Here is a 21,757-nt window from a genome sequence, read left to right on the forward strand (position 1 = left end):
GTGTTAAAATGAAAGGAGAGAAACCATGCAAGACCTGCTAACAAAATTTGCAAACTTGACTATTCAAAGTGACTTTATCTTCAAGAAGGTTATGTCGCGCAAACGCATCTGCAAGCATCTGCTGGAAGAGCTGCTGCAGATTGAGATTGCGGACATCAACTACATTGAGGCAGAAAAAACTATCGATCCTAACTACACAAGCCACGGTATCCGCCTGGATATCATCGTGGCAGACGATAAGAATACGCATTATAATCTGGAGATGCAGGTAAAGAACAACAAGAATCCCAATACGAACACTCACGTTCTGCCCAAACGCTCGCGCTATTATCAGGCGCTGCTTGATTTTGATTTGCTGCAGGCGGGACAGCCTTATGATTTGCTACCGCCGACCTATATCATCTTCATCTGTATTTTTGATTTCTTTGAAAAGGGGAACTATGTCTACACCTTTAAAAAGCGCTGTCTGGAAAATTTGGAGCTGGAGCTTCCTGATGAAGCAACTACGATGCTTTTGAACACCAAAGGTACGCATGGCGAAATCTCTAAGGATCTTAAAAGCTTTTATGATTATGTAAACAATCACATTGTAACTACTGATTTCACTAAGCAGATTGATGATGAAATCAGTTACTTGAAACTCGATACGAAAGTGAGGCGAGAATATATGCTTATGGAAGCTCGTTTGTTAGACGAACGGCGTGAGGGCATTGCTGAAGGCGAAGCTATAGGCATGGCCAAAGGCGAAGCTATGGGCATTACTAATGCCAACACTGCTACTGCTAAACGTATGCTGGCTAAGGGCTGCTATTCTCTGCAAGTTATTGCGGAGCTGACTTCTCTCTCAATTGAACAGGTTGAAGCTTTGAAGGCTGAACAGGCTTGATAGGCTCACGCAGCCACAATTAAAGGCGTTCTACCGCAGTCAGGTAGAACGCCTTTACTTTAATGTGCTCTTATACAATCAATTTGGACGCCATCTCACGCACCTCTGCTTCCGAAAGTTTGGAGTGGCGGACGGTGTATTTGTGTTGCATGACGCTCTACTCCACATGCAGGAAACACCCACGGTAAATGCTGCGCTAATTTTGTGATAACTTTAATTTTGTTTGCAAATGCGTTTTCATATATTAAATATAGATGCTGTAATGCACATAATATAGGCTGATTTACAAAAAGGCTTGTCAAATTCTGTTCGATGTGTTATAGTAAATTTATCACAGGAGACAAACGGTTTGCCAAAATGCTGTAAGGCTTGCGCCAGGCGCGTTTTGCTTTTGGCGGAGGCGTAAAAGTACCGCTCTTGTGAGCAATTTTGCTGTTTTTGCTATGAACAGTTTTTTGATTTTCCATTGTAGGGTTTTAAGCCCGCTCTGTGAGCCGTGTGCGAGCCACAGGGGTTGTAGGCCTGATTACCGCTTGCGGTTTTGTAACTTGAGTACATCGCCAAACCCGCTAGTAGTTTCCGGGTTGAAGGCCTGATTACCGCTTGCGGTTTTGTAACAAATCCGCCGAAACACCAGAAAGTGCCAGCATACCAGCTGAAAGGCCTGATTACCGCTTGCGGTTTTGTAACACGAATGCCGTCAATTACCTTAGAGGTAATAAGCGTTGAAGGCCAGATTACCGCTTGCGGTTTTGTAACAATTCGATGAATTCTGCTTTGAATTTGAAGTCGTAAATTGTTGAAGGCCAGATTACCGCTTGCGGTTTTGTAACCCCCACTGCAGAATTAGCCCATTGCTAAATTTAACAGTTGAAGGCCGGATTACCGCTTGCGGTTTTGTTGCTTAAATTCTTCGCCCAGCTCCACGCCGAGCATCTTGTTAGAGGCCTGATTACCGCTTGCGGTATTGTACAAAAAAAGACCTGGAGTCCCTATTCTTGCGGACCTCAGGTCTTTTCGTTTGCGTAAAATTATATTGAATTAGATAAAATTAAGGCGTTCTACCGCAGTCGGGTAGAACGCCTTGAATGTTTAATTGCTTATTTACTTTTACGAGTGCGCTATTTTACTCTGTCCCCCAGCTTTTCATTAACCAGCTTTTGCAGCTCGCCACGTTCTGCATACGGCAGCGTATCTTCGCAGAAGAAGTTGCGACGGCTGATGTTCTTGGCCTCTTCGTCAAAGCCAAAGATATATGACATCGTGATATCATAGATAATCTGCGTCGGTGCAAAGCCAAACACCTGACATTCCAGAATGTGCTTAACGCGTTCTTTATCATCCGGAATAATGGACTTCAACACCTTGTTGCGATACAACCGTTTGACTATCTCCGTAATATACAGGCCTGATTTCATGTAGAAATCAACAAAGGTTTTATCAGGAGATTCAAAGATATGCGGTTCTGTTTCCACCAGCTGGTCTACCATCATCTGCACAACCTTTTTGGGCGTAAAGATTTGGTTTGTTTTCTGCGGCGGGATATAGTCAAAGATATCTTCTTCGCTGGTTTCGGCAAAGTAATCTGCTAACTCGCGCTTTTTGTTTAAGAATTCCTGCACAGAGCTGTCAAAAACATCTTCAGCAAAAACGCCGCCGGGGAATTTTTTCTTTTCGCCAGTTTCTTCGTCGATATATTCAAAGCCATCGCGCAGCATTTTGAATTCATCAATGGTAACACTGGTTACGTCTTTAAAAACTTCTTCTTTCGGATAGGTTTCAAAGTTTTTCAAGACGAGTTTATCATCGCCGTAAGCCATGATAAAGCTGGGAATTGTACGTGCAAAGCCACGCAGCCTGTCCCTGATATCGCCCTCAAAACTACGCATTTTCTTTTCTTCTTTTTTGGTTTCCTGCTCCTCGACAACCTTTTGCGCACTTTCGACTATTACTTCCTGTGTACGCTTTTCCATGGTTTCGTTAAACTCCCGCGTAGCCTGCTGCACCTTTTCTGCATGTTCTTCCTGTACCTGAATTTTTTCGGCTTCGGTCGTTGCTTTGGCAAGCTCATGCTGCAAATCAGCTTCCAATATCTTCTTTTTATCGGCAAATTCTTCAGCTACACGCTTCAATGCTTCCTCCGCTTGCTTTTGTACCTTTTCTTCTATGCGCTTGCTTTCTGCCTTGGTCAGGCCATAATCGCTTTGCGCTTGTTCACCATAGATACCATCATGCAAAGTTTCGGCAATTTTCTGCGCCAAGCCTACCGCCATTGCTTCTTCCGGTTTAGTGTCATCGCCAACTTCCTTATACGGCTCCAACGGTTTTACAGGCACTTCTTCATAAATTTTTTCACCGAATATGGCATTGGTTTGCTTGACTACAGTTTCCTGCGGTATTTCAATATTACCATTTTCGTCAACCGGAACTTCCTGCAATTCTTCATGGTCAAGTTTTTCTTTGCGGCTTCCCTGCTCTTTGACAGGTTCCATTTTGTTCAGAATCTCGACTACTTCTTTTGGCGCGTTAAAAACAACGCCAATGTTACTAAAGAGCATATTACTCATAAAGCCACGGCGGATTACTTCTTCGGTTTTGATTTTCAGCGGAATGGTCAACACCTTGGCTGCGTCCACCTGCTCCATTTTACCGTCCTGGTCTTCAGCAAAAACGGCAAAGAAGTTCAGCAGACGTTTGATGTTTGCTTCACGCTCACTCTTTGTACCACCGCCTCCGGAGGTTCCGGAATAAAGACTGTTGGCAAATTCGTCAAAAATCATCAGTGTGCGTTCCGGCGCAAAGTCAAAGATATAAGCGTTTTCTTTTTGGTAGAGCTTGCCGTCCTTTTCAAATTTAAAGGGGTTCTGCGCTCTGAAGGCAGCCTGAATATATTCCGCAGGGCTTTTCATGTTGCTGAGCATGAAAACCGCTGTCCATTCGGGAATGGTGACGCCTGTTGTAAGCTGGCCTACGCTTAAGGTGATAGTTTTGTCGTGGTTTTTGATAGCTTCACGCACCTTGTCAAAGCTGCGCTTGCTTTTGCTTGCGTCTTCTTCTTCAAGTCTGCCGTCGCCTGCAGCCAGCACTATTTCATAGTTTTCAAATATAGGGTGCTCTTTGAGCATTTTGGCGAGTGCTTTGGCACTGTCAACACGTTCCAAAAGCCAGAAGGTATGTGCCAGTTCCTTCCGCAGTTCCGGTGTAGAAAAGGGGAATTTTTCCTGCTCTACAAGGGCGTCCAAGAATTTTTTTACTTCGTTTTTATGGATGAACTGACCACGTTCGTTAGTCTTAAAAAATTCGTTTAAATCAAAGGTAAATTCTGTTTTGTCATCGTCAGAAAGGTCGATACCGCGATTTACCTTGTCAATGGCAATCTGCGACATCTGATAGGTGTACATATTCATGCGCGGCATGCAGGCATAGGGATTGAGTGTTTCTTCCTGCCAATTATCCTTTGCTTCCTGCTCGTCGCTGAAGGTCCAGTTAAAAATCTGCTCTTGGGCAAATTTTCCCATAGCTACCGCTTTGAACGGTGTACCCGAAAGGTGCAGGGTAAATTTGCGGTTGATTTTGTCAAAGGCTTTATCTGTTTTATGGGTATCTACACCCTCATGCGCTTCGTCGATGATGAGCAAATCCCAGTTATTTTCGGCAACCCATCTTAGTTTATCTATAGTACCGCCAAAGTAAACAGAGCCTTTTAAATCCTGCAGGCTCAAAAAAGCTACCATGCGTAGCTCTTGGTTTTTATCTTCAGCCTCAATTTGTGCGTCCAAAAATTGCTCTCGTGTGAGCGTTGCTCTTTCTTTGAGGGAATCGGTGGTGCTGACGAAACGGTAATCTGTTTGCCAGGCGATGAATTTTTCAAAGTCGTCAAACCAGGAATTGGCGATTGCCGGACGATTGGTGACGATGAGCACCATGCGTGCGTCCATTTTGCGCATGAAGTCATAGCTTGTCAGTGTTTTGCCAAAGCGCGGTTTGGCGTTCCACAAAAATTCTGCTTTTTCCCTTTCGCCGCTCTGCAGGCATTTTTGGTAGTAGACGTATGTTGCATCTACTGCCTGCTGCTGTTCTTTGCGCAGGATGTAGGTCATTTTATTTTTAGCCTGTACATGCGCGTAGCTACGGGCAGCAAACTTCCACAGCAGCTGCTGCGATTTGGGGCCGTCGATTTTGAACCATTCGGTAGTAGGCTTACGCTCGATGTGTGCAAAGCGTTCCAAGTAGTCATGGAAGCTGTGGTCATTGAAATATTCGCCGCTGCCATCCGTATAGCGTGCTTCCTGCTGCCATTCAATGTTAAAGCGCACGTCTGCGGTTTTGGTCTGCTGTTCGATACGCTTTCTTACGGAATCCTGCTCGGTGTAGCCTATCTTTGTCCAGCCGTCGTGAGAGGCTATTTCCGGAGTGGTATAGGCGTAAATTTTTGGGACTATGTTTGCGTAGGGGTTGATGTTGATTTGCATAGCCATTTACGCCATCTCCTTTACATGAGTTTCGATAAAGTTTATTTCAGCGTCAGACAAACCATACTTCTTGTAAAGTTGCAGGTCTATTTCGTGAATGGATTTTGACCAGTCAATGTCGGAAGCAGGGGTGAAGTCTTGGAGGGGAACGTAAGCCCAAGTTGGTTTTGCATTATTCTGTGTTACTTTTAATATCCCTAACATTGTTCTTGCAAACTTAGATTTTATATATTTTAAAACAGCATTAGCCTCACGAATATTATAAGTTGCACCTATTCCAATATATGTTTCAGTAAAACCAACCATAGCATCACAAACTGCTGGGTTACTCAAAGTTTCCCCGAACGTTCCACTACCATTTGCTTTAGGAACAACAACTTTATATTTATCAAGATTGTCATTGTCTTTTACATAACAACTTCGAATCCATTTACAAAAACGTCTGCTTTTAATATTTCCATATATTTGAATGTAATCGTAGCCATCTTCAGGCCTTACATCTAAAAATAATTCAGGCATTCTTTCAAACGCACTCGGAGCAATTCTCGCATCAGCAGTTTTTTTCATAGAATCAGGACATTCTTCATAAGCTAAATCTGAATATCTATAAAGTCCACGATTTGTTATAATTTCTGTCAAACTTGCTTCTTTTTTTCCTTCAACCTTAACTCTAATGCTATTCAGTTCAGGATAGACAGTAAAAGTTTTTATTGCTCCAAAATCTTTATTTCTATCGCGATATGTAATTACTACGCCACCTTTAATATCAGTACTTGGAAATATAAGGTTACTTTTAGGTTCGTAGAACATAACCTTAAAGTGAGGATCATTTAGCATTTCTTCATTCCAGTTTTTCGGAGTATATCCTGCATTAAACAAAAATCTTGCAGGTGTAATAAGCTCTACTTTATCAGCAATTGCAAATGCTGCCTTATAAAAATAATGATACAATGGCGTATCACTTTCATTATCTCCTTTTGAATTTTGCTGATACGGCGGATTACCAATCACCACATCAAACTTAAAATCCTTACTCATAACACCCTCGCTCCCTTCACCGTCCAGCATATCCTTAAACAATAAAACCTTGCCTGTAGACCAATTCTTAAGCTTGCAATAAACACCATTATGCAGCTCAATATTATCCTTCAAACAGCCTTGGCACTTTTGGCGCTCGTCCTCATCCACATCGCAAGGGCTCACGCTGCGCTTTAAGGTGCGGGCGCTGAAGTCCTTTGCTAAAAACAGGTTAGGCGTTACCGCCTGCCGTTCTTTTTTATAGTCATGGCAGCTATTGGGCACAACTGCCTTCAAGCCATCCATCTGCCAAATATTCCACGAAATTATTTCCGCAAAATGCTCCAGCATTTCCATGTCCAAAGCATCGCCAAACTTGGCAGCGTAATAATCGGCAACAGTAAAAAGCAAATTTTCCCTTGCCAGCAAAATATTGTCACCGGCCCACTCAAAGCCATAAGTACTGCGCACCGCCAGTGTTGCCAGCTCCAGCCAACGCTTTTTGGCTCTATCCCTGTCCTTAAGGTTACGGGTGCGCTCGTTAATCACACGCAGTTTTCTGTCCAGCAAGCCAATACGTTTTGCCAAAGGCACTATTTCGCCCGTCATGGTATCGTAACGGCTGGCAAGATACGGCGCTTCACCGCAGGTAATTTCCAAGCGCTTGCTGGCAATATATGCAATCCAGCCATCTGCACCCTTTTCACTTGGAAAAGCAATTTTGCCCTCAGTCGCCTGCCAGTCAGTCCCATTTTCGGTATTAAAGACGTTTTCACGTCCAAACCAAGCATTATCCGCAAGATTATTCTGCTTGTTGCAAATCCATAAAGGGGTGAACACTTCTGCCATGTTGCGGGTGCGTGCTCCCTGCTCTTCCTTGCTTTTAAGGGCACGCGGTTTAATCAAATTGCCACGAGCACCGGTAATCGCCGGTAAGGTAATTTCATCATCCGCTGCAAAGCCAATGCCAAGATCCTTGTAATCGTCTGTCGCCCAAAGAATGTTCTTTCCTGTGCTGCGGTCTTTAAGCAGGATAAGCAATATATTTTTGTCTAATTCTGCTAAAGCTGTTTCCTGCACATCAGCAGACGCTTGTTTTTCTTCGCACATAAAAAACCTCCAAGGCTGAGAAATTTTGCATCAAAATTCCCCAGCCCCGGAGGTTGGAAAGTTTATTTTAACTACCACCCGAAAAATGTCCCCGGGGGGGGAGTTGAATGTCTATTATTTAATTTTAGCACAAAAAAATTAAAGCGTCACGCATTTTCAGTTAATTCTTGCCAAACTTGTTCTAACAAGCCAACTTTTCCCCTCAATCCTCCCCCTTCCTGCTCCACTTCCTCTGCGTCACTCTCGCCAGCTCCTGCAGCAAATACTCCGGTCGCACCTCAAAAATAGCAGCTATCTTAAAAAAATTCTCTATGCTCAAAGGCATTCTGCTGTTTTCAATCCTGCTTAAGGTTATACGAGATATCCCCAGCAGCTTCGCCAAATCCTCCTGCTTAATCCCTAACGCCGTGCGATGTGATCCTAACAATACCCCCAGCTCTAACAGGTCCCGTGAAAAATCCAAATCCTCCATCTCGGCGTGATTTACAACTCTGCGTCTTTTTCTCATTCTGTCACCTCAAAATATCACTATTTTGCTAACAGATTATTACAAAAAGGCTGGTCAAAACGTATTTGTATCACATTTGATACATGTAAGAACATTATCAATTTTCTGTGTTATAATAACCCCATCAAGCTTGATGTAGTACAGTACAGAATTCTGTCATACGCGGCATTGCGACCGCCACGGAAAGGAACTGGAAAAAATAACCAAACAAAAATGTGAAATGCAAGAAGACACTGAGCAGGAGCTTTCCTGCTTGCCCGACGTTACAGAACAGACAATCTGCTGCCTGCCGGAAGACACCGCGCAGGATACCTGCCGGAACAACAAGTACACCTTCACTCTCACAGAACTTAGGGAACTGGTCACTAGCGCCCAAAAAGGCAACAGCCAGTCAATTGACGCATTATGCACAGCCTTTAAGCCTTTAATCTACAAGGAGGCCTATCGCTATGAGATTCGCCAAGGTTTGGGGGAAGACGCTGTCAACGCTGCCTGGGTAATCCTCTTAGAGGTTATCATGAGCTATCATGACAATGACTACTGTCATCTGCCAGGACTTTTGCAATACCATGTGTATTACGAGCTGCTGCATAGCTTTACCAGAAACAAATCCGTCAAGGAAAGTGTTTTTCTTGACGATGATGAAGACGATAACTGTTTTCAAATTGCTGACGAGAAGAATGATATTGACCAGATGGTTAATAATCAGCTTCTGGCTAACGCGATGAAAAACCTTACTGATGCACAAAGAAATATCATTCGAGATGTTTTCTTGAATGATCAGACTATGCAATCCTGTAGTGAAAAATATGGGATAACTAAGCAAACCTGCTTTGTTCACAAAGAGCGTGCTCTTGAAAAATTAAAACAAGCTCTCACAGCTTAAGCTCTTAGCGTTCTGCCCAGCTTTGGGTGGAACGCTTTTTATATTGCAGTGCTGTTAAAAAACAAAAGTGTCCATACTTATGGGTACAGTATATCTGCCTTAGGCTATACTACTACCGTAAACTGTACCCTTTTGTCAAGACAAATTTGAAAGAAAAAAAGAGAATTTTGCCAAAAAAAATAAGCGCCCCAAAGACGCTTATTTTATAAAGGATATGTTTTTGTTTTTATATACTCATAGTATTCATTCGGCGAAAGCTTTGCTAAATTCCATTGGTATCTGTCCTGGTTATAATACGCCATCCAGTCATCAATCGCAGCTTTTACTTCAGAAAATTTTCTGTAATTACTCAGATCTATTTCTTGCTTCATATGTCCAAAGAAGCTTTCCTGTGGCGCATTGTCCCAACAATTACCTCGTCTTGACATCGAACGTCTTAACTCGGCATTTTCAACTATTTCTATAAATTTATAACTGGTATAATGCACGCCTTGGTCACTGTGAATTATTGTTTCCTGACTTAAGTCTACACCATATTTTTCCAGAAGTTGTTTTACTGTTTCTAAAACAAAATCAAGCTTCATTGTGTCACTTAATACGTAAGACAGAACCTGCTTAGTATAAGCATCAATAATCACCGACAAATACAGCCATTCTCCGTTAAATGGAATATATGTTATGTCCGTGAGAAGTACTTTTCTAGGTCCGAAATCCTTAAATCTTCGTTTGAGAATATTATCGGCGAAATTATTAGTACGAATAGCTTTTAACATCCTCCTATATGGATTCGGCTTTCTAATCGGACATTTCAGATTATATTTATCCATAAGCCGACGTATCTTTTTTATGTTCATTACTACTGGCGGAGTTAAATGCAGCAACCTCATATATATGCTTCTGGCACCCTTGGCATATCCCCTAAATTTATATGCTTCCAATACTAAGGAAAAATCTTCTAAATCAGCTTCTTCGCGTTGTATCCGGGCTTCTTCTTGGTTGAGCCAATAGTAATATCCTCCACGTGAAACTCCAGCCAAAGAACACATTTCCGTAATACTCATAGAACAATCTTCAGATTCAAGCATATCATGAATAAGTTGAAATTTTACGTTTGCGTTTTCTAAAATCATAGCTTCCGCCTGCTCGATTTGTCTGCTTTTATAATTTTTTTTATAAATTCAAGTTGCTGCCGTAAATACAAAACTTCGTTTTGAAGTCTAGCTAATTGGAGATCTTTATCTACAAATTGCTCTGCCATTTCTTCAGACGCAACCATAGCTTCATCTGTCAACTGGCTCTTTGCTTTTATCCTTGAATCAAATGAATAAATACGTTTTACACCAAGGATTTCTATGCTATAGCCTAATTCCTGGAATATCTTTGTACAATTATGTCCTAGCATATACAATCGCCTATACTGATTATGAAATTCTTTATTAAAGCGAATAGCATCAGCTGAAACACTATGTGTGTAGGGATTAGCCCTTAAAATTTCGATTTCTTCAGCAGTAAAGCGCTTTTTAGTCATGGCAGCCACCTCTCAAATTACATAATTCTAATTTACAGTACAGACAATAATAAGTCAAATAAAAGAGAGCTGTGTCAAGGATTGGGGATTTTACTTTCTAATTTTGTCAAGTAAATGGGATTCAACCTTTTCTTTTGTCAAGGAACAGGGATTCAGCTTTTTCTTTTTGTCAAGGATTTAGGAAACCTCCTTTTTTCAGTGTCAAGACTTTGGAAAATCTCTCTTTTTGACTGTCAAGTACTATGGGTACAGTATACTTTACGTCTATCCTTTAAGTAGTACTCTAAAGTACAAGGATACTACTAGCTACGCTAGTAGTTATGATTATGGCAAAAGAAATAAAGACAGAAAGAAAAAAAATAAAAAAAGAAAGAGAGAAAAAAGAAAAGTCACTTTACTAATGGCTAAAAAACATGCAAAAGTCAGACATCGATTTTAAAAAAAATTTTTTTAAATTTTTATTTTTTCTTGTCTGACTTTTAGGCTAAAAAAAGCCATTAGTATAGTGAGAGGCAAAAACACCCCACTCCCGCCTCTTGCCAAAAGCTGATTCCGGATAAGCAAGTAAGCATCGGGAGAAAAAAACAAAGGAGCTTTTTACATGTTAGTAACAAATCCCCGCAAGATTAATCATGACGAGCTGCGCGTTGTGGCCGCTGAGGCCAAAGGCAGCATCAAACACTTATTTTTGCACTGGACCGGCTGCCCATATGGCCAGGTCTTTGACGCTTACCACATCAACATTGATGAGCATGGCGAAATTTACCTCACCTGCAGAACGCTGCATGACCGTAAAGAGCACACTTGGCATCGCAACACCGGTGCCGTTGGTATCACTCTCTGCTGTGCCTATAAGGCTGACCTTAGTTCTCATGGTGTACCGGATTATAAGGGGTTATGTCCCCCAACTGCGCTGCAGATTGAACAGATGGCGATTGTTGTCGCTATCCTGTGCCGGGAGTTGGAATTGGAAATCTCTTTTGACACAGTAAGAACCCATGCTGAGGTTGCCGATCAGGACGACTATGGTCCAGCTAAGCATCCAATAGACATGCGTTGGGATTTGTACCGACTCACCGACCTGCCGGACTGCCAAAACCTGTGCCCCGGTGGTGTGGTGCTGCGTAAAAAGGCTAAAGCGTACAGCAAGGCGATGCTTACAGCTCAGCTGCTGCAGCTGCCTGAAGATCCTATGCTGACGCACCTTGCAGCGGCGTAAAGGCACAACGCCTAGCGCCGACAAAAGCCTCTCCTTGGGGAGAGGTGGCATCGCGAAGCGATGACGGAGAGGGGTTTAATTGCTAAGCATAATGACAGCAGTCCCCTCTCAGTCGCCTACGGCGACAGCTCCCCCCTAGGGGAGCCTATCTTCATACCCATTCATTTTTCATCATCGAAAGGAGTTCTCAACTATGGCAAACATCAATCAGGAAATCATGAAACGCACTTTGGTCATCAACGTGGAGGATGGCCTCAATTCCGACGGTACTACCAAGTACAAGGGCAAAAGCTTCAACGGCATCAAGACTGACGCTGCACTGGACAAGGTGTACGAAGCAGGCACTGCTATCGGCGGTCTGATGGAGAAAGGCTTCAAGGATATTGGGCTGACCGAAAAGAGTGAGCTGGCGGAAGCGTAAGCGTAAAAGAGTAAGAGATACTCTCCGTCAGAAGGTAATATGACTTCTCAGGCAGCAACTAAAAGGCTCCCATTGGGGGGAGCTGGCGCCCGTCAGGGCGACTGAGAGGGGTCTGCTGTTTCCACGCTTATGAATAGCGTTAGGCTGGGCGAATCCCCTCTCCGTCATCGCTACGCGATGCCACCTCTCCCCAAGGAGAGGCTCTCTACTATCTCTCTACTACTAATCTATACTCCTAGTCTAACAAGAGAAATAAATTTCCAACCCAAATTTCCAAACCAAAAATTTTTACAAAGTAAAGGAGACAAAAATCATGGAAAAATCCCTGCAATTAGTATTCAAAAACGCTGCTGGCAGCACCAAACTCATCACCATCGCCAACCCGAAAGAAGGTCTGACTAAAGCCCAAACCGACGCAGCAATGCAAAAAATCATCGCAGCCAACGTCTTCAAAACCATCGGCGGTGACCTGGTGCAGGCAGTGGAAGCCCGTGTGGTCAACCGTAACGTCGAAGTTTTGAACTAATCGGCGTCCCCCTAAGGAGTGATTCTCATGGAATTTGAAAGACTGCTTTCCGCAGCAGCGGATTACGGTTTTCCCATGCTCGTCAGCTCGTATCTTCTGGTCCGTATGGAAGGCAGAATAGAAAAGCTGAGTGCTAATATCGAAAACCTCACCCGCGTTCTGCAGGAAAGACTCGTCATGCAATTTCCGTATGTACAGCAGCAATAGTATATACAAGCAAATATACTAAATAACTAATTATATGGCACAGGGGCTGTCGTACAAAAGTGCGGCAGCCTCTCTTTTTATAGAAAAAATTTGAAAGGAACAACACCATGAACTACAAAATCATCTGTTATCTCCTCTTTCTTCTGCTTGGCTTCGCCATCATCTTTATGGCCACCGTCGTCAAAGCGCAGCCTCTTCCCGGTACATGCTACACTGCCAGAGTAGTGCGCGTCATCGACGGCGACACCATCACAGTCTATGACAATGCAGGCTGCTTTCACCGCATCCGCCTAGCCATGATAGATGCTCCGGAAAAGGAACAGCCCTTTGGCGCGGAAGCAACCGAAGCCTTAAGCGAGCTGCTTAAAGAAGGCACTGTCAGCTTAAAGGTGCACTGCATCGATAAGTATAACCGCGAAGTTGCCTTTGTAAATTGCGACGGAAAGGACGTGAGCGCCGAAATGCTCAGAAAAGGCATGGCCATGCATTACCACATGGATTTTGATAACTGCGAAATATATGATAAATTTGAAGAAGCTGCCAAGCGCCACCGCCAAGGCCTGTGGGCGCATGATAATATAGAAACACCGTGGGATTATCGCCATAATCTTGCCAAAAGGAGACATAGCAATGTTCATAAAGACATTTTCCAAGCCTGATTACCCCGACGATCTGGAGCTGACGGATAATACACTCGATGAAATCGCTTACGAAGATAACCATTGGGATTACATGAACCACTTCCCTGATTACATCAACAGCGATACCATTACCAGCCTCGTTTATGAAACCGGCGACTGGTACTTTTATACGAATGATAAATACTTAGACCATTACTTTGTCCTGGCCTTCGTAAACTGGTCCAAAATGCCAGTCATCCTTTCCATGTGCGAAACGAAAGCAGAAGCGCAGGAGCAGATCAGGCTGCTGACAATAGAACTGAACAATAAATAACAAAAAGCCCCGCCTACCCTTTCAATCGGGTAAGCGGAACATTTTATTAAACTTAAACACAAAAACCGCCGTCAGAACCTGCAATCCGGCAAATTCCGACGACGGTTTATTTTATATCTCCAAAATCACTCTAAGTACAATTTTTTCAGCGCCAATTTATCCACCTTACCGCTTTCATTATGCGGCAGCTGTTCCATAAAAACAAACTGCTTAGGCAGCTCGTAATCCTCTAAGGTTTGACGCAGCAGCTTAACCAGCTCCTGCTTGCCGTACTCACGCGCCGCCCCCACAAAAGCAATAAGCGCATCGGCATCGTCCACATGACGGCAGATTACTGCAGCCTCCTCAACGCCCTCCAGCTCGGTCAGCGCGGTGCACACCTTGACAGCAGAAACCTTGCGTCCGTTGACGCTCACAATATCATCCGTGCGCCCCAAAAAGTGCAGGCGACCTTCCGCATCCAGCTGCCCCCTGTCCTTCAGGGAAAACGGCAACGAAATTTCCTCTACATGATAAGGCGTATCAATGAAAATTTCTTCATTACAAACGCTCACCTGCACGCCTTTGAAGGGACGGCCGATAAGTGTGCGGTCATCCGTCATTTCTGCGGCTTTGATATAGGTAATGTAATTCAGCTCGCTGGCACCGTAGTACAGCGTGATATCCGCATTGGGGAATACCTGCAGCAGCTTGTCCGCCTCCTGCCTGCCCATGCTCTGCGAGCCGCTGATGATACTGCGCACACGCACATCAGGCTCGCGCAAAAATTTTGGCAACAGTAAAAGCTTAGACGGAATCAGGTAAATTGCGTTCACCGCATAGCGCTGCATCAGCTGCAGCCAATGGCGCGGACGAAAGCGCTCCGTCACTACCAGTGTACCGCCTGCAGCCAGCACGCCCATATAAATATTAAGGTTGCCGGTAAAAGCCAGGCTTCCCTGACAAAAAATCACTGTCTGCTCATCAACACCGAAGACACGGTTCTGCTCCGGGAAAAAATCCGCCCAGCTATGATAGCTGCGCCACAACAGCTTGCTTTTGCCGGTACTGCCGCTGGTCATAACGCCCATGCAGGCCGCTTGTGGGATAGCCTCGCAGCTGAACTGCTGATTTTTGCTCACCTCGGTAGCGATAACCGGCACAGTTTTGGTACCGCTATATGCCAGAAAGCTGATTAACTGACGGGCGATGCTGCTTTCATGGATAAAAACCGCCGGAGCGCTAAAATCCGCTTTACTGCGCAGCCTGCGCGCCTCCTGCGCCAGTCTGGCATAGGTATATTCTTCTGCGTCCTCTATAAGAGCGAGCTTATCCTGCTTTTGCTGTGCTATTAAGGTCAAGTAATCCATTTGCTTCACTCCACTCTTTCCAGCAGCAGCGCCGTACCTACGCCGCCTGCTGCTGCTACGCTGGCGGCGCCGTAGCGTCCGCCCTTCTGCTTCAGTGCCTCCAGCAGATGCAGTGTAATTATGCCGCCGCTGGCACCATAGGGATGACCGTAGGCCAGCGCCCCGCCGAACACATTATATTTATCAGTGCTGTGTGGAAAGCTGCGGGCAAACAGCACATCAATTACAGCGAAGGCTTCGTTCAGCTCAAAGTCTGCGATATCCTGCTCATGCAGTCCATGCTTAGCCAACAGCTTTTGCAGTGCGGTAACTGCAGTACGCGGACTCACCAAGGGATTGCCGCCGCAGGCTGCGCTGCCCAGCACTCTGGCCTGCGCCTTTAAGCCGTGCTCCTGCAGATATTTTTGCGAGCACAGCACCACAAAGGCCGCACCATCGTTAATGAGGCAGGAATTGGCCGCCGTAATAAATTCGCCGCCCTCCAGCACCTTAGGCATCCTGTCGAGCAGACGCTGGCTCATACGCGGTCTGATGCCTTCGTCCTTAACGGCACCGCAAACCGGAGCAATAATATTCTGCAGCAGCCCCTGCTCGCGCGCCTGCGTCGCGAGCGCATGGCTGCGCAATACCCAACTGTCCATTTCTTCTTTAGTAATGCCTTCGCGCTTGGCAGCAAGCTCCGCACCCTCCAGCATTACCGTTTCGCGATGAACGCCCGGCATAAACTTGGCTACGCTGTACCAGTCGTCGCCTGCATAATCCGGGTGATTGGGATTATAGCCGCGTCTTGGCTGCGTAGAGCTGCTTTCAAAGCCGCCGGCAATAATTACATCAGCCTCGCCGCTATTAATTTTGGCTGCAGCAATAGCAATGCTTTCCAGGCCGCTGCCGCATTGCACATCTACCGTAAAGGCCGGCACCGAAATATCTACGCCTGCCGTCAAAGCCATCAGGCGCGCAATATTGCCGCCAGCACCTACGCCGTTGCCGGCAATAATATAATCGGGCGCGCTCAGCTGATATTTTTCCATCACCTGCTTAAGCACCTCCGCCCCCAGCACCTCCGCCGGGATATGACGATACATACCGTTGACTACGCCTACGTAGCTGCGCAGGCCACCTAAAATATATGCATTTTCCATCTTAACACCTCTATATCCGAAAAAAGCTGCCTGCCACCTGCCTCGCGGCAAATAGCTGACAGCTCTTAAATTATACCTTATTTATCTGTTGTTGGCAAAAATACGGTTAATTGGATAGGCAATTACGGCAGCAGCCAAGCATTTAACAATATCCAGCGGAATGAAGGGCAATGCGCCGGTCATAATTGCCTTATCCCAGCCCATACCTGTAATCAGCTTCAGCTGAACAACGCCAAACACATAAATCAGCGGAATACCGATAACGCAGCCAAGCAAAGCGTAACGCTTGAAGCTGTATTTTTCGCCTCTGAAATATGCCAAGAACACAGCGGTAAACAAAAAGCCGATGATGTAACCGCCGGTAGGACCAAACAGCTTGCCCGGTCCCGCACTGCCACCAGTAAATACCGGCACGCCTGCCAAACCTACCAAAAGATAAACCAGCATGGTCATAAAGGCCTGCTTAGCGTTCAGCACATAGCCTGTAAGATTTACAATCAAAGTCTGCAATGCAATCGGAGAAAGCGAAAAAGGCAGCGGAATAATGATATAAGCGGATACGCAGTTCATTGCTACCATCAGCGCCATTCTCGTCATTTCCGCAGTCTTGTTGACGCTTGCTCCTCTATGATTCTTATTGATTTCTGTACCAGAAGTTGTCATTTCCATACACCAGCCTTACTATAATTCTTTAATCACAAAAACATTTATTGCTCCCACATAAGCAGCAAGCTGACCTTCTGTCCTGTAGATACACAGCTCGTCGCCTGCGTAAACAGGAGCAAGGAAGCTGATGCGCCAGTCCAGCTCTGTCAGCGCCAGCTCCTTCTGCAGCCAGGCAGCCATGCACAGCCCCGGCACGATGGGATGTTCACCCTTATGGATGACGTTTTCGTCACCGGTATAGGCAACATAGTCTGCTATTTCCTGTGTTGTAAAGGTGTGCTCTGTCAGCAAATCGCCTTTAATTGCCTCGGGCTCCAGCGGCTTCGTGCCTAATTTATGCTTAGGCAGTACCAAAAATACCCGCAGCTCCTTAGCCAAACTGCCGTCTGCCGCAGTTCCCGCTACGCGGATGATTGATTTGCGTTCCTTCGCCAGCAGCACCTGATTCGCCATAGCCTCTGCCGGCTGATGAATATGTGCTTCTGCTCCTGCCAGCACCCAGCCGCCGAAGAATTTGGCATCACTGTCCGCCAGCTTATGTGCAAGCTCTAACATTTTTGCATTTTCCTTTCATCTAAGCAGCTTATCGTTATCTGCTTCACGTGCTTTATTATAATGCAAGTGATGTAAATAGTCAACTTATTACATACTATTGGTTTACCATTACGCTAAAAGAAATGCCGCAAAGCATTTCCCCGCTCACAGAAGGAAGTAAACCGCTCCTCCTATCAGCAGCAGACCCAGAAAATTGTAGTACAAAAAAGTTCGTACATACTTCCCTGCCTGAGAAGGATGCTCTGCAGCATATAATTTGTAGGAAATAACGCTCGCCATCGAAGCAATCATCGTCCCCAGACCGCCGATGTTAACGCCTAAAAGCAGCGCGTCTGCTTCCTTGGTCAAGCCTGCCAGCAGCATGGCCGCCGGCACATTGCTGAGGAACTGGCTGGCCAGCAGTCCGGTTAAATATGTTCCTGCCGCACTGCCCATCAGCGACTGCTGCAAATAGCTTACCGCAGGACTGTGGCTGATGTTGCCGATGAATACAAAGAAACCGGCAAAGGTCACGAGCAGACTGTAATCTACCGCCAGCAGCCGTCGCCTGTCGCACAAGGCCACTACACCTGCTGTCAGCAGCAAGGCCCACAGCTTGTCGAACCAATGCAGCACAGCGCCGATGTTTAATAAAAGCAGTCCCAAAAAGAGCAGCAATATTCCCTTGGGAGGCTGCTGCAGCTTAGGCAGCTCCAGCTTCAGCACGCTGTCCTTGCCATGGAATAAGAGCAGCAGCAGATACGCCAACGAAATTATTCCCGGCACAGCCATTACGGCGAAAAAGCTGCCGGCGGTATAAGCATAATGCGCGTATAAAAACAAATTCTGCGGATTACCGGGCGGCGTCAGCATACTGCCAAGGTTAGCAGCCAGCGTCTGCAGGATAATAATCCGCTCCATATCCATTTTTAAGGTTTTGCCGATAACCAGCGCCAACGGCACAAAGGTCAGCAAAGCCACGTCATTCGTCACAAACATCGAGCTGATATAGGTAACTGCCAACAGCACCAGCTCCAGCTGACGCTTGCTGCGGCATTTGTTCAGCAGCTCCACCGCCAGCCAGTCCAGAAAGCGTATCTCCTTCAGCTCCGCTACCACCAGCATCAGTGAAAGCAGTATCGCCAGCACGTCAAAATCTATATAGGCAAGCTGCGGCCTGCTGTAAAGGCTGCTGACAGCAGCCAAAATAACCGCTATGCACAAAACAGGCTCACGCCGCCAATAATTCTTTATTTTTTGCATCAAGAAAAAGTCACTCCCAGTTAGCCTGCGCCGCGCACAGCGCCAACGCCGATACGCGTGCCGCCCCTGCGTCCAGCAGTACCTGTGCCGCTTCCGCAAAGGTACTGCCCGTAGTATAAATATCGTCGCAAAGCAGTACATGCTTGCCGCGCACCTTGGCATGCGGCAGCAGGGCAAAGCAGCCTGCCAGCTCCTGCTTTCTTTCTTCAGGCTTCAGCTCGTACAAGGGCTCCGTATGGCGCACCCGCTCCAGCAAAACCTCCATGCCCACGCTGCGTCCCTCCAAGAGGCCCGCAAACAGCTCCTGCGGCACGTCAAAGCCACGCTGCCTGCGTCGCTCAGGCGCAGTCGGTACGCAGGTAATAAGGTCAAACTGCTGCAACCAGCGCATTTTGGCTGCGGGCAGAGCAAGCTCCGCTTCCTCACGCAGCAACGGCAGCCAGCCTGCCTCACCGTCAAATTTTATTTTATGCAGCGCATCCTTAAAAACGCCCTCATATTTATAAAGCAGCAGCACACTGTATAAAACATCCGTCGGCAACGGTGCTGCCTGTCCCGCAAGATATTCCTCACGCGGACAGCAGGGCAGCTGACGCTGCAGCAAATATTCCCTGCGGCACTGCTCACAGACATAGCCGTTATCAATATTAGTCGCACACACAGCGCAGCGACGGGGAAAGATAAGCTCCTTCGCCACACGCCCGTAATAAGCAAAATCTCTTAACCAACGATGCATCAGAACACCTCGCTGCTTTCCTGCAGACGCTCAGCCAGCAGGCTGTAACGCCTTTTCGTCTTGTCGTTTTCCACAGCGGTACGCACCGCGTTTTTGCTGCCGACAATCAGCACTTTTTCTTTGGCTCTCGTCACAGCCGTATACAGCAGATTGCGCTGCAGCATGATGTAATGGCTCTGCACCATGAGCAAAATAACGTAGGGATATTCGCTGCCCTGCGACTTATGTACGCTCATAGCGTAGGCCAACTGCAACTCCTCCACCTCACCCTGAGCGTAGGTAACGTAATCTCCCTCCGGACGCTCCGGAAAGGCTACCGTAACATTTTTTCCGTCTATTTTAATTACACGGCCGATGTCGCCGTTGAAAACATCCTTTTCATAATTATTGCGAATCTGCATCACCTTATCACCCACGCGCAACACATTACCCGGTATGTTAACCTCGAGCTTATTTGCAGACGGCGGATTAAGATATTTCTGCAGCAGCTTATTCAGATTCTGCACGCCGCAGGGATTCTTGTGCATCGGTGTCAGCACCTGCACCCTGCGCCAGTCACCGCCGGACGTAAGCTGCGCATAGGTACGCGCTACAAATTCTGCAGCATCCTGCTCGTTGGCAAACTCCTCCAGCGCAAACTCGCTGTCGGCACCGGCAAGAAACTCCGGCATCTGCCCACGGTTAATCTTATGGGCATTACGGACAATCGGACTCACCTCTGCCTGACGGAAAACATTTTCCAGACGTACAACAGGCATTCTGCCCGAACGGATCATATCCTTGAGCACCGAGCCTGCACCAACGGACGGCAGCTGGTCCACGTCACCGACGAAGATCAGACGGCAGCCGCCGGGAATTGCCTTAAGCAGATGATAGGTCAGAGTAATATCGAGCATCGAAGCCTCATCGATAATAATCGCTTCCGCATCAAGAGGATCGCTGTCATCCTTGCCGAAGCACAGGCCGTCACCCGTAGGCTGGTATTCCAGCAGACGATGTACCGTTGCCGCAGGATGACAGGCAGAATCCGCCAGTCTGCGTGCGGCGCGTCCGGTAGGCGCGGCCAGCAGAATGCGGCAGCCCGCCTGCTCCAACACATTCAGAATGCCTTTGACAACAGTTGTTTTACCTGTACCGGGACCGCCGGTGAGCACAAAGACACCATGCTCCAGCGAAGCATAAATTGCCTGACGCTGCGCCTCTGCCAGAGTAATACCGGCATCACGCTCCCATTTGGCAATAACCTCATCCGCATTCACGCGCGTCACCGGCTTCGCCTGGTCGCGCAGCTTCAGCAGGCGGCGTGCGGTCTGCACCTCCGCCGTATACAGATATTCCGGATATATCAGGCGTATACCGCCCATTTCCTCCGTGCGCAGTAAATCCTGCTCCAGCAGGCTGCTGAAAACATCCTGCACCATGGAAGTGTCTACCGCCAATGCTCTTGCCGTTTCACGCACCAAAAGCTCCTCCGGCACGCAGGTGTGTCCTACGCCTGCGGCCTGCGTCAGCGCATAAGCAATGCCTGCGCGCAAGCGTGCCTCGCAGTCATGCTCCATGCCCATAGCCATAGCAATGCGGTCCGCAGTTTTAAAGCCGATGCCGGTAATATCCTCCGCCAAGCTATAGGGATTTTCCTTAATGCGGGTAATCGCCGTAGCGCCGTAGGTTGCCTGCAGGCGGGCTGCATAACCGCTGCTCACGCCGTGCGCTTCCAAAAACACCATCAGCTCGCGCAGACCGGAAAGCTGGCTGTAGGATTCACCGATAGCGGCAGCCTTTTTGGCGCTGATGCCGCGCACCTGTGCCAGGCGCTCGGGATAGCTGCCCATGATTTCCAGCGTATCCGTTCCGAAGGCCTCCACAATTCTTGCCGCCGTCACCGGGCCGACGCCCTTCACCGCGCCGGAAGCCAGAAAGCGTTCAATGCCTGCTACCGAAGTCGGCTGCAAAACCTGCAGTGACTGTATATCAAATTGTCTGCCGAATCTCGCATGCTCAATCCAGCTGCCCTCCATAGCCACATTTTCGCCCATATACGGCGCATTGCCATGATAAACAGCAGTAAAGCGTCCCTGCGCCTTGCTTTCCATACGCAGCACGCTGAACATGCCGTCATCGCTTTGAAACACTATATCATCAACTATTGCTTCCAGCTTTTCCATTTTCTCACCGCCACACAAAACAAATGTTTTAACTATAGCTATTATTATAACATAGTTTTCTCAATTAGGATAGCAATTTGACTTTACAAGTATTATAATTTTCGCTATAATTGAATAAGATATGCACTATATATTGTTTCCGGCAAATCAGCGCCCTGCGCCAGAACC

Annotated in this window: 20 protein-coding genes; 8 read left to right on the forward strand and 12 right to left on the reverse strand. The window is 46.6% G+C overall.

Annotated elements, in window-relative coordinates; translation table 11 throughout:
- Positions 1 to 25: 25 nt before the first annotated feature.
- Entirely contained in the window at positions 26 to 886 is an 861-nt protein-coding gene (locus Q0612_RS01290; RefSeq protein WP_298879725.1) for an Rpn family recombination-promoting nuclease/putative transposase, read from the forward strand.
- 1,121 nt (positions 887 to 2,007) lie between these two features.
- Here the strand turns inward: Q0612_RS01290 and Q0612_RS01295 are convergent.
- The 3 genes from Q0612_RS01295 to Q0612_RS01305 all read right to left on the reverse strand — a co-directional run bounded on the left by Q0612_RS01295 (position 2,008) and on the right by Q0612_RS01305 (position 7,993).
- Positions 2,008 to 5,364, reverse strand: a complete 3,357-nt coding sequence (locus tag Q0612_RS01295; RefSeq protein WP_298879729.1) for a DEAD/DEAH box helicase family protein — start codon at positions 5,362 to 5,364, stop codon at positions 2,008 to 2,010.
- Positions 5,365 to 7,485, reverse strand: coding sequence for an Eco57I restriction-modification methylase domain-containing protein (locus Q0612_RS01300; protein ID WP_298879732.1), 2,121 nt, complete (start codon positions 7,483 to 7,485; stop codon positions 5,365 to 5,367).
- 202 nt (positions 7,486 to 7,687) lie between these two features.
- On the reverse strand, positions 7,688 to 7,993 hold the full coding sequence (locus Q0612_RS01305; protein ID WP_298879735.1) for a helix-turn-helix domain-containing protein: 306 nt from the start codon (positions 7,991 to 7,993) through the stop codon (positions 7,688 to 7,690).
- 253 nt (positions 7,994 to 8,246) lie between these two features.
- Between Q0612_RS01305 and Q0612_RS01310 the strand changes: the two genes are divergently transcribed.
- Positions 8,247 to 8,879, forward strand: coding sequence for an RNA polymerase sigma factor (locus Q0612_RS01310; RefSeq protein ID WP_298879738.1), 633 nt, complete (start codon positions 8,247 to 8,249; stop codon positions 8,877 to 8,879).
- Between the two features lie 203 nt (positions 8,880 to 9,082).
- Here the strand turns inward: Q0612_RS01310 and Q0612_RS01315 are convergent, their stop codons facing one another.
- Together Q0612_RS01315 and Q0612_RS01320 are read right to left on the reverse strand one after the other, a co-directional pair.
- The gene (locus Q0612_RS01315; RefSeq protein ID WP_298879741.1) at positions 9,083 to 10,009 is read right to left on the reverse strand and encodes an IS3 family transposase; all 927 of its coding nucleotides are present in this window, start codon (positions 10,007 to 10,009) and stop codon (positions 9,083 to 9,085) included.
- The gene (locus Q0612_RS01320) at positions 10,006 to 10,407 is read right to left on the reverse strand and encodes an HTH domain-containing protein (protein WP_298879744.1); all 402 of its coding nucleotides are present in this window, start codon (positions 10,405 to 10,407) and stop codon (positions 10,006 to 10,008) included. Before Q0612_RS01320 ends, Q0612_RS01315 begins: the two co-directional genes overlap by 4 nt.
- 601 nt (positions 10,408 to 11,008) lie before the next feature.
- Here Q0612_RS01320 and Q0612_RS01325 point away from each other — a divergent pair.
- The 6 genes from Q0612_RS01325 (at position 11,009) to Q0612_RS01350 (ending at position 13,734) form a co-directional block, all read left to right on the forward strand.
- On the forward strand, positions 11,009 to 11,626 hold the full coding sequence (locus Q0612_RS01325; RefSeq protein ID WP_298879747.1) for an N-acetylmuramoyl-L-alanine amidase: 618 nt from the start codon (positions 11,009 to 11,011) through the stop codon (positions 11,624 to 11,626).
- 193 nt (positions 11,627 to 11,819) lie between these two features.
- A complete protein-coding gene (locus tag Q0612_RS01330) occupies positions 11,820 to 12,047 on the forward strand; it encodes a DUF1659 domain-containing protein (protein ID WP_298879750.1) in 228 nt (75 codons plus the stop codon).
- A gap of 313 nt (positions 12,048 to 12,360) precedes the next feature.
- Positions 12,361 to 12,573, forward strand: a complete 213-nt coding sequence (locus Q0612_RS01335) for a DUF2922 domain-containing protein (RefSeq protein WP_298879753.1) — start codon at positions 12,361 to 12,363, stop codon at positions 12,571 to 12,573.
- 27 nt (positions 12,574 to 12,600) lie between these two features.
- Entirely contained in the window at positions 12,601 to 12,780 is a 180-nt protein-coding gene (locus Q0612_RS01340; protein ID WP_298879756.1) for a YvrJ family protein, read from the forward strand.
- Positions 12,781 to 12,887: 107 nt separating this feature from the next.
- Positions 12,888 to 13,439 (forward strand): thermonuclease family protein, encoded by a 552-nt coding sequence (locus Q0612_RS01345; RefSeq protein WP_298879759.1) that lies wholly within the window; start codon positions 12,888 to 12,890, stop codon positions 13,437 to 13,439.
- A complete protein-coding gene (locus Q0612_RS01350; protein ID WP_298879762.1) occupies positions 13,411 to 13,734 on the forward strand; it encodes a hypothetical protein in 324 nt (107 codons plus the stop codon). Before Q0612_RS01345 ends, Q0612_RS01350 begins: the two co-directional genes overlap by 29 nt.
- A gap of 125 nt (positions 13,735 to 13,859) precedes the next feature.
- On the opposite strand, the gene Q0612_RS01355 is transcribed toward Q0612_RS01350, so the two are convergent.
- From Q0612_RS01355 to Q0612_RS01385, 7 genes are all read right to left on the reverse strand, one after another.
- A complete protein-coding gene (locus tag Q0612_RS01355) occupies positions 13,860 to 15,083 on the reverse strand; it encodes an AMP-binding protein (protein ID WP_298879765.1) in 1,224 nt (407 codons plus the stop codon).
- A 5-nt stretch (positions 15,084 to 15,088) separates the two neighbouring features.
- Positions 15,089 to 16,225, reverse strand: coding sequence for a thiolase family protein (locus tag Q0612_RS01360; protein WP_298879768.1), 1,137 nt, complete (start codon positions 16,223 to 16,225; stop codon positions 15,089 to 15,091).
- A gap of 81 nt (positions 16,226 to 16,306) precedes the next feature.
- Positions 16,307 to 16,894 (reverse strand): biotin transporter BioY, encoded by a 588-nt coding sequence (locus Q0612_RS01365; protein WP_021720003.1) that lies wholly within the window; start codon positions 16,892 to 16,894, stop codon positions 16,307 to 16,309.
- A gap of 12 nt (positions 16,895 to 16,906) precedes the next feature.
- Positions 16,907 to 17,446 (reverse strand): hypothetical protein, encoded by a 540-nt coding sequence (locus Q0612_RS01370; RefSeq protein WP_298879770.1) that lies wholly within the window; start codon positions 17,444 to 17,446, stop codon positions 16,907 to 16,909.
- 144 nt (positions 17,447 to 17,590) lie between these two features.
- On the reverse strand, positions 17,591 to 18,688 hold the full coding sequence (locus Q0612_RS01375; protein WP_298879772.1) for an SLC13 family permease: 1,098 nt from the start codon (positions 18,686 to 18,688) through the stop codon (positions 17,591 to 17,593).
- A gap of 10 nt (positions 18,689 to 18,698) precedes the next feature.
- The gene (locus Q0612_RS01380; RefSeq protein WP_298879773.1) at positions 18,699 to 19,424 is read right to left on the reverse strand and encodes a ComF family protein; all 726 of its coding nucleotides are present in this window, start codon (positions 19,422 to 19,424) and stop codon (positions 18,699 to 18,701) included.
- Entirely contained in the window at positions 19,424 to 21,589 is a 2,166-nt protein-coding gene (locus tag Q0612_RS01385) for an ATP-dependent RecD-like DNA helicase (protein ID WP_298879774.1), read from the reverse strand. The genes Q0612_RS01380 and Q0612_RS01385 overlap by 1 nt, the downstream gene beginning before the upstream one ends.
- Positions 21,590 to 21,757: the final 168 nt, after the last annotated feature.

The organism is uncultured Phascolarctobacterium sp. (genome assembly GCF_937920985.1).
GTDB lineage: Bacteria > Bacillota > Negativicutes > Acidaminococcales > Acidaminococcaceae > Phascolarctobacterium_A.

What these genes read in the sequence shown, in the direction of transcription:
- Q0612_RS01370 (WP_298879770.1), bottom strand. Translation starts at nt 17,446, where the DNA reads ATGTTAGAGCTTGCACATAAGCTGGCGGACAGTGATGCCAAATTCTTC.
- Q0612_RS01375 (WP_298879772.1), bottom strand. Translation starts at nt 18,688, where the DNA reads ATGCAAAAAATAAAGAATTATTGGCGGCGTGAGCCTGTTTTGTGCATA.
- Q0612_RS01300 (WP_298879732.1), bottom strand. Translation starts at nt 7,485, where the DNA reads ATGTGCGAAGAAAAACAAGCGTCTGCTGATGTGCAGGAAACAGCTTTA.
- Q0612_RS01330 (WP_298879750.1), top strand. Translation starts at nt 11,820, where the DNA reads ATGGCAAACATCAATCAGGAAATCATGAAACGCACTTTGGTCATCAAC.
- Q0612_RS01325 (WP_298879747.1), top strand. Translation starts at nt 11,009, where the DNA reads ATGTTAGTAACAAATCCCCGCAAGATTAATCATGACGAGCTGCGCGTT.
- Q0612_RS01345 (WP_298879759.1), top strand. Translation starts at nt 12,888, where the DNA reads ATGAACTACAAAATCATCTGTTATCTCCTCTTTCTTCTGCTTGGCTTC.
- Q0612_RS01295 (WP_298879729.1), bottom strand. Translation starts at nt 5,364, where the DNA reads ATGGCTATGCAAATCAACATCAACCCCTACGCAAACATAGTCCCAAAA.
- Q0612_RS01360 (WP_298879768.1), bottom strand. Translation starts at nt 16,225, where the DNA reads ATGGAAAATGCATATATTTTAGGTGGCCTGCGCAGCTACGTAGGCGTA.
- Q0612_RS01335 (WP_298879753.1), top strand. Translation starts at nt 12,361, where the DNA reads ATGGAAAAATCCCTGCAATTAGTATTCAAAAACGCTGCTGGCAGCACC.
- Q0612_RS01350 (WP_298879762.1), top strand. Translation starts at nt 13,411, where the DNA reads ATGTTCATAAAGACATTTTCCAAGCCTGATTACCCCGACGATCTGGAG.
- Q0612_RS01305 (WP_298879735.1), bottom strand. Translation starts at nt 7,993, where the DNA reads ATGAGAAAAAGACGCAGAGTTGTAAATCACGCCGAGATGGAGGATTTG.
- Q0612_RS01355 (WP_298879765.1), bottom strand. Translation starts at nt 15,083, where the DNA reads ATGGATTACTTGACCTTAATAGCACAGCAAAAGCAGGATAAGCTCGCT.
- Q0612_RS01385 (WP_298879774.1), bottom strand. Translation starts at nt 21,589, where the DNA reads ATGGAAAAGCTGGAAGCAATAGTTGATGATATAGTGTTTCAAAGCGAT.
- Q0612_RS01340 (WP_298879756.1), top strand. Translation starts at nt 12,601, where the DNA reads ATGGAATTTGAAAGACTGCTTTCCGCAGCAGCGGATTACGGTTTTCCC.
- Q0612_RS01315 (WP_298879741.1), bottom strand. Translation starts at nt 10,009, where the DNA reads ATGATTTTAGAAAACGCAAACGTAAAATTTCAACTTATTCATGATATG.
- Q0612_RS01380 (WP_298879773.1), bottom strand. Translation starts at nt 19,424, where the DNA reads ATGCATCGTTGGTTAAGAGATTTTGCTTATTACGGGCGTGTGGCGAAG.
- Q0612_RS01320 (WP_298879744.1), bottom strand. Translation starts at nt 10,407, where the DNA reads ATGACTAAAAAGCGCTTTACTGCTGAAGAAATCGAAATTTTAAGGGCT.
- Q0612_RS01365 (WP_021720003.1), bottom strand. Translation starts at nt 16,894, where the DNA reads ATGGAAATGACAACTTCTGGTACAGAAATCAATAAGAATCATAGAGGA.
- Q0612_RS01290 (WP_298879725.1), top strand. Translation starts at nt 26, where the DNA reads ATGCAAGACCTGCTAACAAAATTTGCAAACTTGACTATTCAAAGTGAC.